This window comes from Actinomadura latina NBRC 106108, assembly GCF_001552195.1.
In the GTDB taxonomy this organism is placed as follows: Bacteria; Actinomycetota; Actinomycetes; order Streptosporangiales; family Streptosporangiaceae; genus Spirillospora; species Spirillospora latina.
Genome location: NZ_BCQS01000020.1, coordinates 1 through 14,152, shown reverse-complemented (window position 1 = coordinate 14,152; position 14,152 = coordinate 1). Strand labels below are relative to the sequence as shown.

Here is a 14,152-nt window from a genome sequence, read left to right as displayed (position 1 = left end):
TGGTGCAGCCCACCCGGCCGGGCGTCTGTAGCTTCCCTCAGGGAGGTGCGAACGGTGACCACGACCCTTGAGGAACGCTCGCCGCTGAAGCCCTGGGCCGGTGTGCCGAGCGAACTCTCCACGATGTTCCGGCCCCACCTGGAGACCCTCGCCGAGGAGATGATCGAGGAGATCCTCGCCGGCATCCCCGAGTACTCCCGCCCGCAGGACGAGGAGTACGCGCGGCTCGTCCGGCTCGCCGTCGAGGGCGCGCTCCGCCAGTTCGTCGACCTGATCATGGACCCGGACAGCTCCTGGGAGCCGGTCGCCGCCGTCTACCGGGAGATCGGCTGGGCCGAGGCCCGTGAGGGCCGCAGCCTCGACATCCTGCAGACGTCGCTGCGGCTCGGCGCCCGGGTCGCGTGGCGCCGGCTCGCGTCCGAGTCCGAGCGGTACAACATCTCCCGCCGCAACCTCGCCAGCATCGCCGAGGCGATCTTCGCGTTCCTGGACGAGATCGCCCGCGCCGCCACCGAGGGCTACACCAAGGCCCGCGCGCAGGAGGCCGGCGAGCTGGAGCACCGCCGCCGCCGGCTGCTGGACATGCTGCTCGCCGAGCCGCCCGCCGCCCCGCAGGCCGTCGCCGACCTGGCCCGGCTCGCGCAGTGGCGCGTCCCGCGCACGGTCGCCGCGGTCGTGCTGTACGAGCGCGGCCGGCAGCCGTTCTCGCACCCGTCGCTGCCGCCGGACGTGCTCGCCGACGTCAACCGCCGCGAGCCCTGCCTGCTCGTCCCCGACCCCGAGGGGCCCGGCCGCGGCAAGATGCTGGAGTCGGCGCTGCGCGACTGGGTCGCCGCGCTCGGCCCGACGGTCCGCACCGAGGACGCGGGCAAGTCGCTGCGCTGGGCGCGCGCGGCGCTGCCGCTCGCGCGCCGCGGCATCCTGCCGTCCGACCGGCTGCTCCGCTGCGCCGACCACATGCCGGCGCTCGTCGTGTTCAAGGACGAGGAACTGGTGCGCGCCATCGCCGACCTGCGGCTCGCGCCGCTGAAGAGCGTCCGGCCCCGGCATCGCGAGCGGCTCATGCGGACGCTGCTGTCCTGCCTGCAGAACGGGTTCAACGCCACCGAGGTCGCGAACCGCCTGCACGTGCACCCGCAGACCGTCCGGTACCGGCTGCACCAGCTGGAGGAGCTCTTCGGCGAGCGGCTGTACGACCCGGACAAGCGGCTGGAGATGGAGATGGTGCTCACCGTGTGGCTCACCGAACCCCCGGACGATCAATCAAACGATTGACCGGGAGGGGCGGTACGTCCTAGTTTGAGGCTATGACCAGTAACGATTCTGGTCGAGAGCGGATCCTGGACGCCGCCACCCGGTTGTTCGCCGCGCTCGGCTACGACGGGACGTCCACCCGGATGATCGCCGAGGCGGCCGGGCTCAACGTCGCCACCGTCGCCTACCACGTGGGCGGCAAGCGCGACCTGTACCTCGCGGTGATGGAACGTGCCCACGAGACCGAGCGCGCGGAGCTGGAGGCGGCGCTCACCACCGTCAGCAACGACGCGCGGGGCCTGCTCGACCTCGCCGACGCCTATGTCGACTTCTGCATGAGGCGGCCGGAGATCCCGGCGCTGTGGATGCACCGCTGGCTGTCGGACGCCGCCGACATCGCGCATCTCGAAGCGCAGTACGTCCAGCCGCTCGTCCAGATGGTCGTCGACATCGCCCGCAAGCTCGTCCCCGACCACGTCGACGTCGACTACGTCGTGTGGACGATCGTCTGGTCCACGCACGGGTTCGGGGCCGGCGGCGTCCTGGACACGGACGGACGGCGCCGCGGCCTGGACGACCCGCAGGCCGTGGCCCGGTTCCGCCGCCACATGCGCCACACCGTCGCCCTCGCGATCGGGATCCCCGACGGGATCACCGAGTGACGGAGCGGCCCGCCCCGGCGCTGCCCCGCCGGAGGCTCCTCGGCTACGGCATCGGCTCGGTCGGCACGGGCGTGTTCTCCGCCGTTCCCGGACTGCTGCTCCTGTACTACCTCACCGATGTCCTCGGCGTTTCGGCGGCCGTCGCGGGGGCCGTCCTCGTCCTGCCCAAGGCGTGGGACGTGCTGCTCAACCCGATCGTCGGCGCCGCCAGCGACCGCGAGGCCGTCCGCACCGGGCGCCGCACCCGGCTGCTGCTGCTCGGCGCCGTCACGCTGCCGTTCCTGTTCGCCGCCATGTTCGCCGTCCCGGCCGACTCCCCGGGCATCGCCGCCGTGTGGACCGGGGTCGCGTTCCTGCTGGCCGCGAGCGCGTTCGCCTGTTTCCAGGTGCCGTACGTGGCGCTGCCCGCCGAGATCTCCGCCGACCCGTCCGAGCGGGGCCGCGCGATGGCGTGGCGCGTCGTCTGCCTGACGCTCGGCATCCTGGTCGCGGGCGGCGTCGCGCCCGCCCTCACCGACGCCGCCGGGGGCGGGCGCGCCGGATACGCGCTGATGGGCGCCGTGATCGGGCTCGCCATGGGGGCCGCGATGATCGCGAGCACGCTGGCGAACCGGTGGATCCCGTCCCGTCCCGGGCCCCGCCCGCTCGGGCTGGCCGCCGCGCTGCGCACCGCGCGCGGGAACCGGCCGTTCTTCATGCTGCTCGGCGCCTACGTCACCAGCACCCTCGCCGTCGCGATCATGCTGGCCGGCGCCCCCTACGTCGCGACGTACCGGCTGGACGACTACGGGCTCACCTCGGCGATGTTCGTGTGCATGGTCGGGCCGAGCGCGTTCGCGGTGCCGGTGTGGCGATGGCTGTCCCGCAGGTACGGGCTGGTCAACTGCTATCTGGCGGCGCTGGTGCTGTTCGCGGCGGCGGCCGTCGCGCTGTTCCCGCTGATCGCGTCCGCGGCGGGCGTGCTGGCTTTCAGCGCCGTGATCGGGGTCTGCTACGCGGCCGTCCAGCTGCTGCCGCTGTCGCTGCTGCCGGAGACCGTCCACGCCGATGCCGGACGGACCGGGCACGCGCAGTCCGGGGCCTTCACCGGGCTGTGGACGGCCGCCGAAACAGGCGCGCTGGCCCTCGGGCCCGGAATCTTCGCGCTGATCCTCGCCGTCTCGTCGTTCAACTCGTCCGATTTCGATACTCCGGTCGTCCAGCCGGGTTCGGCGCTGACCGGGCTGACCGCCGGATTCACGTTCGTCCCCGCGCTGCTCCTGCTGCTCAGCGTCCCCCTGCTGCTGGCCTACCGCCGGCTGGCCACCGCCCACCGCCGTATTGAGGAAACACAGGAAAATGCCGTCTGACCCCCTCCCCGAAACAGGCCGCCCCGGCAGCGAGCTGCTCGCCGAGCTCGCCCGGCTGCGGGACGCGGACCTGCCCGTGCGCGGCGGCCAGGTCACCGCCTACGTCTACGACACCGGACGCGAGGCCGTGCACGACCTCGCCGCCACCGCCTACCAGGAGATGCTGGAGGTCAACTGCCTCGACCCGACCGCCTTCCCCAGCATCGTCGCGCTGGAACGGCAGCTCGTCGGGTTCGTCGCGGCCAAGCTCGGCGGCGGCTCCGGTGTCTTCAGCAGCGGCGGCACCGAGTCGATCATGCTGGCGGTGAAGGCCGCGCGGGACGCCCACCCGGTCGAGGGACGGCCCCAGATCGTGCTGCCGGCGACCGCGCACCCCGCGTTCCACAAGGCCGCGCACTACCTGGGCCTGGAGGTCGTGCACGTGCCGGTGGACTCCGCGTACCGCGCCGACCCCGCCGCGACCGCGGCCGCGATGACTCCCCGCACGGCGCTCGTCGTCGCTTCGGCCCCGTCCTACCCCCACGGCGTCATGGACCCGGTCCCGGAGATCGCCGCTCTCGCGGCCTCCGCCGGTGTGCCCTGCCATGTGGACGCGTGCGTCGGCGGCTGGGTCCTGCCCTGGCTGCGGGACGCGGGACGCGACGTGCCGCCGTTCGACCTGTCCGTGCCCGGCGTGACGTCCATCTCCTGCGACCTGCACAAGTACGGGTACTCGCCGAAGGGCGCCTCGGTCGTCCTGTTCGCCGACGAGTCGCACCGCCGGCGCGCCTACTTCGCGTCCGCCGAATGGCCCGGCTACACCGTCATCAACGCGACCGTCCAGAGCAGCAAGAGCGCCGGGCCGCTCGGCGCCGCCTGGGCGACCCTCAACGCCGTCGGCGCGCAGGGGTACCGCGACCTCGCCGAGAACGCGATGAAGTCGGCGGAGCGCCTGATCGCCGGTGTCGCCGCCATCCCCGGGCTGCGCGTCGTCGGCGAACCGGTCGCGCCGCTCGTCGCGGTCGCGTCGTCCGACCCCGCCCTGGACGTGTTCGTCATCGCCGACGAGGCCCGGCGGCGCGGCTGGTTCTTCCAGCCGCAGCTCTCCTATCAGGGCATCCCGCCGAACCTGCACTTCACGCTGACCGGCGTCAGCGACGCCGACGCGCTCCTCGCCGCGCTCGCCGACGCCACCGAGGCCGCCCGCGCCGCCGGCCCGCCGGACGTCCCGGCCGAGCTGGTCGACGCGCTCGCCGGTCTGGACCTCGACAGCCTCGACGACGCGGGTTTCGCCGGGCTCCTCGCCTCCGTCGGCGTCGACCTGGCGGGCGGCGGCGAACCCGAGATGGCCGTGGTCAACGCCATCCTGGACGCCCTCCCGCCCGCGACCCGCGAGGCCCTCCTGATCCGCTTCCTTTCCGCCCTCTACGCCTGACCTGAACCTCGTCTATTCGAGCCTGATCAGGCGCTTCAGGTAGGACGGCTCCTCCAGGTCCCGCCCGAGCCGCAGCGGGACGGTGGCCGCGCCGGCGGTCACGGCGCCGACCCGCTCCCCGCCGTCCCCCCGGTGGGGCGGGTCGCCCGCGACGTCGACCGGCACGGTCAGCCCGGCCCAGCCGACGACCGTCACCGGCGACGCGGCGCGCAGCGGCGTCGTCCCGCCGAGCCCGTCGTCGACCCGCGCGACCCGTGCGCCCGCCGGCGCCAGCGTCACCGCGGTCAGCGCGTCCTCGGCCGCGGTGACGAGCCGTCCCGCCGCGCTCACGGCACCCGCCGCGGTCGGTGAACGCTGCCCCATCACCGCGCCGACGATCAGCGCCGGCACCCCGCCGACGCTCTTGCGCGCCGCGAACACGAAGTTCCCGCCGGCCGCGTCCGTGTACCCGGTCTTGCCGCCGACGACGCCGTACTGCCCCAGCAGGAAGTTGCCGCCCTCCCGCGCCGCGCCGCCGTTGTCGGGGACGTACGCGCGGTTGTTCGCGATCTCCGTGAAAGCCGGGACCTTCATCGCGGCCCGCAACAGCTTGACCTGGTCTTCCGCCGTGCTCACGGTGCCCGAGTCATAACCGCTCGGGTCGGTGTAGCGCGTGCCGGTCATGCCCAGCCCGGCCGCGGCCGCGTTCATCTTCGCCACGAACGCGCGCTCGTTCCCCGCGTCCCACCGCGCCAGCTCGTGCGCGACGTCGTTCGCCGAGATGATCAGCAGCGCCTCCAGCGCCTTCCGCTGGGTCAGCTTCTGGTAGGCGGTGACGCCGAGCAGCGACTCCTCGCGCTTCTTGCGCATCGGGATCTGCGCCGCCGCCTCCGGCGACACCATCAGCACCGGCCCCGGCTGCCCCGGCTTCAGCGGATGATCGCGCAGGTACACGAACGCCGTCATCACCTTCGCGACGCTCGCCGTGGGCGTCGGCGCCGTCCCGCCCGAGGACCCCATCATGCCGAGGCCCTCCACGTAGACGGCGGACTGCCCCGCCGCCGGCCACGGCAGCACGGGCGCCTGCCCCGGAAACGCGTGACTGGACGCCATGGCCAACTCGATCGTCGGCTGCGGGACGGGCCTGATGAGCTGCCCGGCGACGACCCCGGCGACCAGCACCAGCGCCGCCGCGAGCACAATGAGCCAGCGCCGCCCGCGCTTGGCCTTCTCCGGCGGCTCCGCGGGCGCCGGAGGCGCCGCCCCGTCCCAGGGCACGCTCCACTGCCCGGACGACCGAGACGCCGGATACTCCCCGGATCCCTGCGCGACCGGCAGCCGCTCAACCCGCGTGACCGGCGCCCCCTGCGGCACCGCACCAGACCACGCCTCCCGCGGTGGTGCCTCGCGTGGTGGTGCCTCTGAGGTGGCCTTGTCAGGTGAGGTGGCATTGTCAGGACGGTCTTGTGGGGGCGGCGCGGCGTGCTTTGGCGCGGCCGGGCGCGGTGTGGGCTGTGTCGGGGCGGTGCCGGAGCGGTCCTGTGAGGGTGCGCTGTTGCGCGCGGACGTGCTCTCGGGCGCGCGGTCCTGCGGCGGCGACTTCTCGGTGTCGCGCGCGGCGTGCTGGGGTGGTTCGGCCGTCTCCGGAGGTTCCTCGTCCTCCACGGGATCGTCGTCCGGGGCGGCCGTGGCGGGTTCCTGCGGCGTGAACTGGACGTACCAGGTGCTCTTCGGGGCGGGCGGCTCTTCCTGCCGGGGGCGGCGGATCGCTATGTCCGGGCGGGTCAGGTTGACCTTCGCGGGGACGCGGAACTCGGCGGTCGCCGTGCGGGAGGCGTCCTGTTCGTCCTCGCTGCCGGACGTGTCCGGTTCCCGCTCGGCCTCGTCGTCCACGTCCCGACCCTCCTCGACTCGACCCCTGGCAGGCAGGCGGAGCGGTCCCCCCGACAACCCCGTGCATAGTGAAGGATGCGCAGTTTATCGAGAAGGTTCGCGCCGATTCGCCTGCGCGGACGCCGTGTCCCGGGCCGGACGTGAACCCGGAGGGGACGTTGTGGAGATACATCGCTGACAACGTCCCCCCACGGGAAGGCTCGGTGCGCATGCCATGGTGGCCGCGATGACCGCACCTCCGACGGCTCAGGACAGCGACGCATCACTCATCGAGGGGTCGCTCGCCGACCCCGAGGCGTTCGCCGCGCTGTTCGACCGCTACTCGGCGATGCTGTACCGGTACGTTTCGCGCAGGCTCGGGCCGGAGGCCGCGGAGGACGTCGTGGGGGAGACGTTCCTCGTCGCGTTCAGCAAGCGGCACCGCTACGACCTGGTGCAGCGGGACGCGCGGCCGTGGCTGTTCGGCATCGCGACGAAACTGGTCGCGCGGCATCACCGGGCGGAGGCCACGCGGTACCGGGCGCTGCGGCGCAGTCCCGTGGACGGTCCGGTGGAGGGGCCGGCCGACCGGGTGGCGGCGGGCGTGACCGCGTCGGCGTCGCGTCCCGCGCTGGCGGCGGCGCTGTCCGGGCTGGCGCGACGGGACCGGGACGTCCTGCTGCTGGTGGCGTGGGGCGACCTGGCCTACGAGGAGGTGGCGCGGGCGCTCGGCATACCGGTCGGCACCGTCCGTTCCCGGCTGAACCGTGCCCGGCGCAAGGTGCGCGCGGCGCTCGGCGACACCGACCCGACGCGTGAGGAGGCGTGAGCGTGGACGACCTGGACCTGATCCGTGACCTCGGCCGGGGCCTGGAGCACGAGCCGCCCGCCTCGCTCGCCCGGCAGCGGAACCGGCTGCTGGAGGCGGCCCGGCGGCGGCGCCGCGGCGCCGGGCGGTGGACGTTGATCGGCGTGGTCGCGGCCGTGACGGCGGCGGCGATCCTCGTGCCGGCGATGATCTTCCACGGGCGGGACGCGTCGCCGGTGGCGACGCGGTCGACCGCGCCGGCGGGGCGGGCGCTGAACGTGCTGATCCTCGGGGCGGACGCGCGGGGCGGCGGCTCCCCGCCGCGCTCGGACACCATGATGCTGGTGCACGTACCGGCCGACCGGCGGCGCGTCCACGTGGTGAGCATCCCGCGCGATTCGCTGGTGCCGCTTCCCGCGTGCGAGATCGTCGGCGGGGGGAAGACCGTCCCGGCCCGGACGGGGCTGATCAACTCGGTGTTCGCGGTGGGCGGCGTCTCCTGCGCGGTGAAGACGATCGAGTCGCTGACGAGCGTCCGGATCGACCAGGCCGTGGTGATCGATTTCGCCGGGTTCCGGCAGCTGGTGGACGCGCTCGGCGGCGTCCGGATGACGCTGCCCCGGCCGGTCGCCGACCCGAAGGCCGGACTGAGACTGCCGGCGGGGGAGCAGCGGCTGGACGGGACGCAGGCGCTCGCTTACGTCCGGGCCCGGTACGGCCTCGGGGACGGCTCCGACCTGGCGCGCATCCGGCGGCAGCAGCAGTTCCTGGCGGCGCTCGCGCACGAGCTCAGGGCGCAGATGAGCGGGAACTCCCTGCGGTTCGCGAAGGTCCTCGCGATGATGGCCGCGTCGGTCGAGGCGACCCCGAGGCTGCGCGTCGGGGAGCTCCGGGCACTGGCCGGGAGTCTCGGCAGGGCCGGGACGATCGAGTTCGACACGGTTCCGGTGCGGCCCGCGCGCCGGGATCCGAACCGCCTGGAGTGGGATCCGGCCGGGGCGAAGCGGATGTTCGACGCCTTCCGGGAGCCGTGAATGGACCCGTTTCTGCCGGGTAGGGGCCGCATATCCCGGGCCCCCAGAAACGGTTCACGAGGCTCAAGGAGTGAGCATTCTTATGGCCACCAAGATCCGCGAAATCATGACCGGCTCGCCGACGTCGGTGTCGCCGGAGCTCGACATCGTCACGGTGGCGCGGGCGATGCGCGACGAGGACATCGGCGCCGTGCTGGTGGCGGAGGGCGACGACCTGAAGGGCGTCGTCACCGACCGCGACCTCGTCGTCCGCGGGCTCGCCGCAGGCGGCGACCCCGCCCAGGCGAAGATCGGCGGCATCGCGAGCAGCGTGACCGCGACGGTCGGCCCCGACGACACGCTGGACAAGGCCGCGCAGATCATGCGCGAGCGGTCGGTGCGGCGGCTTCCGGTGATGGAGGACGGCCGTCCGGTGGGCATCGTGTCCATCGGCGACCTCGCGATGGAGAAGGACTCGGAGTCGGCGCTCGCGGACATCAGCGCCGCGCGCCCCAACATGTGAGGCGTCCCCGCGCGGGACCAGTGAGCGCGTCCGGAGGTCGCCACCCGTGCCCATCCTCCGACCCCGGGCGCGCTCACGCGCGGGGCAGCACGGACAGCAGCCGCTCCAGTTCCTCTTCGGTGTTGTAGTAGTGCACGGAGGCCCGCACGGCCGCTGGACGGGCGTGCGGGTCATATCCGTGTGAGAGCGGGTAGGTGACGTTGATGTTGACGCCGTGTTCCCTTGCGGCGCCCTTGATGGCGGCCGGGTCGTGGCCGTCCACGGTGAACGTGACGATCCCGGACGGCCGCGCGCCCTTGTCGAGGACGGTGACGCCAGGCCGTCCGGCCAGCTCTTCGCGTAGCCCGGCCGCGAGTCCGGTCACGCGGGTCTCGATGTCCGTCATCCCGAGGTCGGACGCATAGTCGGCGGCGACGCCCAGGCCGATCTGGCCGGCGACGTACCGTTCCCATGTTTCGAAACGCTGGGCGGTGTCGCGCATCTCGAAGCCGCCCGGCATCTTCCAGGTGGCGGCGTGCAGGTCGAGGAACGGCGGGACGAGCGTCCGCACGATCTGTCGGCGCACGTACAGGAACCCGGTGCCGCGCGGGCCGCGCAGGTACTTGCGGCCGGTCGCCGAGAGGATGTCGCAGCCGATCTCCTCCACGTCGATGGTGAGCTGGCCGACCGACTGGCAGGCGTCCAGGAGGTAGAGGACGCCGTGCTCACGGCACAGCCGCCCGACCTCCGCCGCCGGGTTGACGAGCCCGTTGTGCGTGGGGATGTGGTTGAGCGAGACAAGGCGGACCTCGCCCTTGGACAGTTCGGCCTCCAACGCGTCCAGTGAGAGAGTGCCGTCGGCCTCGTCCGGGATGACGTCCACCCTCACGCCCGTGGCCTCCGCCACCTGCTGGTAGGCGATCGCGCTGCTGGAGTACTCGCTGGTCGTCGTCAGGATGCGGTCGCCGTGCGCGAACGGAATCGAGTAGAACGCCATGTCCCATGCCCGGGTGGCGTTCTCCACGTAGGCGATCTCGTCCGCGCGCGCGCCGATGAGCCTCGCCACGGCGTCATAGAAGTGCTGGACGGCCTTCGCGTTGGCTTCGGCCGCCTCGTACCCGCCGATCGTCGACTCCAGTGCGAAATGCTCGCTGACGGCCTCGATGACCGGACGCGGCGGCAGCGCCGCCCCGGCGTTGTTGAGGTGGGCCACCCTCGCGCAGCCGGGGGTGCCGGTCCGGATGTCCTCGATGTCCACGGGTCCCCTCCGAGAAATGTCGTACCCCCGCGTGATGCTTGGACGCGGCGACGACTTGACCTCAACCTTCCTTGAGGTCCCATGCTTGCCGTTCCAGGCTAACGATCACCAGGGGGCCCCATGGACATGGAAGTCACGGCGTGGATGTCGCTGCACCACGCCATGAACGCGCGGGACAGCAGACCGTTCTCCAAGGCGACGCTGCGCCGCATCGGCGGATTCGCCCGCCCGCACCGCCGTCCACTGGCCGCGTTCCTCGTGCTCAGCGTGGTGATGGCGGTCACGGCGGTCGCGACGCCCGTCCTCGCCGGGTGGGTCGTCAACGCGATCGTCGACCACGCGGCGACGTCCACCGTCGTCTGGCTGGCCGCCGTCATCGCCGTCCTCGCGGTCGCCGAGGGCGGGCTGGGCCTCGCGAACCGGTGGCTGTCCGCACGCATCGGCGAGGGGCTGATCCTCGACCTGCGCACCGCCGTGTTCGACCACGTCCAGCGCATGCCCGTCGCGTTCTTCACCCGGACCCGCACCGGCGCCCTCGTCAGCCGCCTCAACAACGACGTGATCGGCGCCCAGCGCGCCTTCAGCGACACCCTCTCCGGCGTGGTCAGCAACATGGTGACGGTGCTGCTCACCTTCGCCGTGATGGTCCGCATCTCCTGGCAGATCACCCTGCTCGCGCTGGTCCTGCTGCCCGTCTTCGTCCTGCCGGCCCGCCGCATGGGCGCCCGCCTGGCCCGGCTCGAACGCGAGGCCGCCGCGCACGACTCCGCGATGAGCACGCAGATGACCGAGCGGTTCTCCGCGCCCGGAGCGACCCTCGTGAAGCTGTTCGGACGCCCGGCCCGCGAATCCGCGGAGTTCGCCGCCCGCGCCCGCCGCGTCCGCGACATCGGCGTCCGCACCGCGATGGTGCAGCACGTCTTCATCACGGCGCTCACCATGGTCTCGGCGCTGGCACTCGCCCTCGTCTACGGTCTCGGCGGCTTCCTCTCCCTGCGCGGCCACCTCGACGCCGGCGCCGTCGTCGCGCTCGCCCTCCTGCTCACCCGCCTCTACGCGCCGCTGACCGCCCTCGCCAGCTCCCGCGTCGAGGTGATGAGCGCCCTCGTCAGCTTCGAGCGCGTCTTCGAGATCCTCGACCTGGAACCCCTCGTCGCCGAGAAGCCCGACACCCGTCCCGCCCCGTCCGGGCCGGTCTCGGTCGAGTTCGACAACGTCACGTTCGCCTACCCGTCCGCCGACAAGGTGTCCCTGGCCTCCCTGGAAGAGGTCGCCACCCTCGACACCCGCGGCGGCGTGGACGTCCTGCACGACGTGTCGTTCCGCGCCGAACCCGGCCAGATGATCGCTCTGGTCGGTTCCTCCGGCGCGGGCAAGTCGACGATCGCGCAACTCCTCCCGCGCCTCTACGACGTCGACTCCGGCGCCGTGCGGCTGGGCGGCGTGGACGTCCGCGACATGTCCTTCCAGAGCATCCGCGAAACCCTCGGCATGGTCACGCAGGACGGCCACCTGTTCCACGAGTCCATCCGCGAGAACCTCCTCCTCGCCCGGCCCGAGGCCACCGGCGACGAACTCTGGGACGTCCTGCGACGCGCCCGCCTCGACACCCTGATCGAAGGACTGCCCGACGGGCTCGACACCATCGTCGGCGAACGCGGCTACCGCCTCTCCGGCGGCGAGCGCCAGCGCCTCACCATCGCCCGCCTCCTCCTCGCCCGCCAGCGCGTCGTCATCCTGGACGAGGCCACCGCCCACCTCGACTCCACCTCCGAGGCCGCCGTCCAGGAGGCCCTGGCCGAAGCCCTGGACGGCCGCACCGCCATCGTCATCGCCCACCGCCTGAGCACCATCCGCGCCGCCGACCAGATCCTCGTCATCGAGGACGGCCGCATCATCGAACAAGGAACCCACGACGAACTCCTCGCCGCCGCCGGCCGCTACGCGGAGCTCCACAACACCCAGTTCACCAACACCCCGCCCCTGGAACCCGCCCTCTGACCGGACTCGCACCCGCGCCGCCCCGGCACGAGCGGGGCGGCGCGCAGCCGCCCCTTGCGTTTAGAGGGCGGGTGCGGAGGCAGGGTGGAGGCATGCGTGCCGTCACCTATGACTCCTATGCGTCCGACAACTCGCGGCTGAAGGTCGGGGACGTCCCCGACCCGAAGGTCGGCCCCGGCCAGGTGCTGATCGAGGTGCGCGCCGCCGGCGTCAACCCCGTGGACTGGAAGGTCATGGCCGGCGGCCTCGACGGGATGATGGACGCGATGTTCCCCGTCATCCCCGGCTGGGACGTCGCCGGGATCGTCCGCGCGCTCGGCCCGGACACACCCGACTTCGCCGTGGGCGACGAGGTCATGTCGTACGCCCGCAAGGACGTCGTCAGCCGCGGCACGTTCGCGGAGTATGTCGCGGTGTCGGCGGACGACGTCGCGCGCAAGCCCGCGGCGCTCGGCTGGCCCGAGGCGGGCGGGCTGCCGCTCGCCGGGCTGACCGCGCAGCGCGCCCTCGACCGGCTGGACGTCGGCGAGGACGATGTCCTGCTCGTCCACGCGGCGTCCGGCGGGGTGGGGAGCTTCGCGGTGCAGATCGGACGTGACCGCGGTGTCCGCGTGATCGGCACGGCGTCCGAGAAGAACCACGACTACCTGCGGGAACTCGGCGCCGAACCGGTCGCCTACGGGGACGGGCTGGCCGGCCGCGTCCGCGACCTCGCCCCCGGCGGGGTGACCGCGGTCGCCGACTTCGCGGGCGGCCAGCTGGACACGACGCTGGCGGTCCTGGCCGAAGGCGGACGGCACGTGTCCGTCGCCGACAACACCGTGGAAGAGCACGGCGGCCACTGGATCTGGGTCCGGCCGGACGGCGCGAAGCTCGCCGACCTCGCCCAACTCGCCGGCCGCGACGCGCTCACGGTCGAGGTGGCCGGGACGTTCCCGCTGGAGGAGACCGGCGCCGCGTTCGACGCCAGCCGCGGCGGGCACACGCGCGGCAAGCTCGTCATCGTCATCACCCCATGAAGGTCGCGGTGACGGCCCTCACCCGCTGGATGTCCTATTCGGTTCCGGCCCAGGACCTGAGCATCCGTCCCTGGCGGGCCCCGGCGATTCCCCGCAGCCGCTTCGTCATCACCCAGGTGACGGCACGCTAGTCCGGCCCGTCCAGCGCCCCCGCTGAGCCGTCCGCGTCGGAGTCCTAGTCTCCGTCGCCGGTCAGGGCCTCGTTCCACTCCTTGATGGTCCAGGCCGACACGACGCCGTTCAGGACGAACGGGTCGTTGTTGACGAACTCCTCCGCCGCCTCCCGGCTGGTGAAGATGGCCATCGCCCCGTCCGCCTGTGCATCGGCGAACGTGCCGATCATCACCAGTCGGCCGTCCGCCGCGTACCCCTCGTAGTGCTCGACGTGCTCGGCGAAGAACGCCGGCGCCTTGGCCGCGACATTCTCCGCCGACTCGTAGAAGATGACGTACTTCACGAGCTCCCCCTCCTCACGTGCCTCAATTCACTCCGCTGCAGCCCCGAGACAAAGCCGGGACGTCGCCGAGGTTTCGGTCACCTGCGGGACGTGGTGAGGGATCTCGGCGCGGACGCGGCGCCGTGCATGCTCGGAAAATGCCGGCCACGATTCACATTCGCACACCACCGCACCGCGGACAACCCGACTGGCGCCGCCGGTCCCGGACGGCGATGGTTCTGCGCGACAATTGCCGCCACGTTCCCGAAACGACCGGAGGCGGCATATTGCCCGCGATTCACGATTTCGGCACCCGGGGAGCCGCTGCTGACGCTCCTGCGGGCGAGCAACGTGGTCTTGCATGGTCGCTTCGTCCTCACCCGCGCCCGGCTCCTGGGGGAGGGGCCGGGCGGGGTCGGGGAGCTAGTGCTTGAGGTCCTGGAGGATGGTGCGGAAGGTGTGGGGGGCGAGGAGGAGTCTGGGGCCGTCAGGATTCTTGGAGTCGCGGACGGCCACGGCGCCGGGGAAGCGCGCCACCTCCACGCATGCGTCTCCTTGGTCGCCGCTCTGCCGTGCCTTCCGCCA

The 14,152-nt window shown here is 72.6% G+C and carries 14 protein-coding genes; 10 read left to right on the top strand and 4 right to left on the bottom strand.

Features of this window, described 5'->3' with window-relative positions; genetic code table 11:
* The first annotated feature begins 54 nt into the window (after positions 1-54).
* From AL2_RS24965 to AL2_RS24950, 4 genes are read left to right on the top strand one after another with little or no spacing between them, the layout of a single operon-like run.
* Entirely contained in the window at positions 55-1,275 is a 1,221-nt protein-coding gene (locus AL2_RS24965; protein WP_245666894.1) for a PucR family transcriptional regulator, read from the top strand.
* A gap of 32 nt (positions 1,276-1,307) precedes the next feature.
* Positions 1,308-1,916 (top strand): TetR/AcrR family transcriptional regulator, encoded by a 609-nt coding sequence (locus tag AL2_RS24960; protein ID WP_067637559.1) that lies wholly within the window; start codon positions 1,308-1,310, stop codon positions 1,914-1,916.
* Positions 1,913-3,265 (top strand): MFS transporter, encoded by a 1,353-nt coding sequence (locus tag AL2_RS24955; protein ID WP_067637557.1) that lies wholly within the window; start codon positions 1,913-1,915, stop codon positions 3,263-3,265. The genes AL2_RS24960 and AL2_RS24955 overlap by 4 nt, the downstream gene beginning before the upstream one ends.
* Positions 3,255-4,679: a pyridoxal phosphate-dependent decarboxylase family protein gene (locus AL2_RS24950; RefSeq protein ID WP_067637555.1), complete on the top strand. Its 1,425-nt coding sequence runs from the start codon at positions 3,255-3,257 to the stop codon at positions 4,677-4,679. Before AL2_RS24955 ends, AL2_RS24950 begins: the two co-directional genes overlap by 11 nt.
* Positions 4,680-4,691: 12 nt before the next feature.
* Here AL2_RS24950 and AL2_RS39395 read toward each other — a convergent pair whose 3' ends face one another.
* Positions 4,692-6,551 (bottom strand): D-alanyl-D-alanine carboxypeptidase family protein, encoded by a 1,860-nt coding sequence (locus tag AL2_RS39395; protein ID WP_245666892.1) that lies wholly within the window; start codon positions 6,549-6,551, stop codon positions 4,692-4,694.
* Positions 6,552-6,777: 226 nt separating this feature from the next.
* On the opposite strand from AL2_RS39395, the gene AL2_RS24940 reads away from it, so the two are divergent.
* The 3 genes from AL2_RS24940 to AL2_RS24930 all read left to right on the top strand — a co-directional run bounded on the left by AL2_RS24940 (position 6,778) and on the right by AL2_RS24930 (position 8,874).
* On the top strand, positions 6,778-7,359 hold the full coding sequence (locus tag AL2_RS24940) for an RNA polymerase sigma factor (protein WP_067637883.1): 582 nt from the start codon (positions 6,778-6,780) through the stop codon (positions 7,357-7,359).
* On the top strand, positions 7,356-8,372 hold the full coding sequence (locus AL2_RS24935) for an LCP family protein (protein ID WP_157438345.1): 1,017 nt from the start codon (positions 7,356-7,358) through the stop codon (positions 8,370-8,372). Before AL2_RS24940 ends, AL2_RS24935 begins: the two co-directional genes overlap by 4 nt.
* A gap of 82 nt (positions 8,373-8,454) precedes the next feature.
* Positions 8,455-8,874: a CBS domain-containing protein gene (locus AL2_RS24930; protein ID WP_067637551.1), complete on the top strand. Its 420-nt coding sequence runs from the start codon at positions 8,455-8,457 to the stop codon at positions 8,872-8,874.
* 73 nt (positions 8,875-8,947) lie between these two features.
* On the opposite strand, the gene AL2_RS24925 is transcribed toward AL2_RS24930, so the two are convergent.
* Positions 8,948-10,111: an aminotransferase class V-fold PLP-dependent enzyme gene (locus tag AL2_RS24925; RefSeq protein WP_083946879.1), complete on the bottom strand. Its 1,164-nt coding sequence runs from the start codon at positions 10,109-10,111 to the stop codon at positions 8,948-8,950.
* Positions 10,112-10,231: 120 nt separating this feature from the next.
* Between AL2_RS24925 and AL2_RS24920 the strand changes: the two genes are divergently transcribed.
* The 3 genes from AL2_RS24920 to AL2_RS39835 all read left to right on the top strand — a co-directional run bounded on the left by AL2_RS24920 (position 10,232) and on the right by AL2_RS39835 (position 13,262).
* Positions 10,232-12,112, top strand: coding sequence for an ABC transporter ATP-binding protein (locus AL2_RS24920; RefSeq protein WP_067637547.1), 1,881 nt, complete (start codon positions 10,232-10,234; stop codon positions 12,110-12,112).
* A 92-nt stretch (positions 12,113-12,204) separates the two neighbouring features.
* Entirely contained in the window at positions 12,205-13,131 is a 927-nt protein-coding gene (locus AL2_RS24915) for an NADP-dependent oxidoreductase (protein ID WP_168444729.1), read from the top strand.
* The gene (locus AL2_RS39835; RefSeq protein ID WP_281181611.1) at positions 13,128-13,262 is read left to right on the top strand and encodes a hypothetical protein; all 135 of its coding nucleotides are present in this window, start codon (positions 13,128-13,130) and stop codon (positions 13,260-13,262) included. Before AL2_RS24915 ends, AL2_RS39835 begins: the two co-directional genes overlap by 4 nt.
* Before the next feature lie 44 nt (positions 13,263-13,306).
* Here AL2_RS39835 and AL2_RS24910 read toward each other — a convergent pair whose 3' ends face one another.
* Both AL2_RS24910 and AL2_RS24905 read right to left on the bottom strand, forming a co-directional pair.
* Entirely contained in the window at positions 13,307-13,588 is a 282-nt protein-coding gene (locus tag AL2_RS24910) for a YciI family protein (protein ID WP_067637543.1), read from the bottom strand.
* 402 nt (positions 13,589-13,990) lie between these two features.
* On the bottom strand, positions 13,991-14,152 hold a 162-nt coding region (locus tag AL2_RS24905; protein ID WP_067637540.1), incomplete at its 5' end, for a DUF397 domain-containing protein.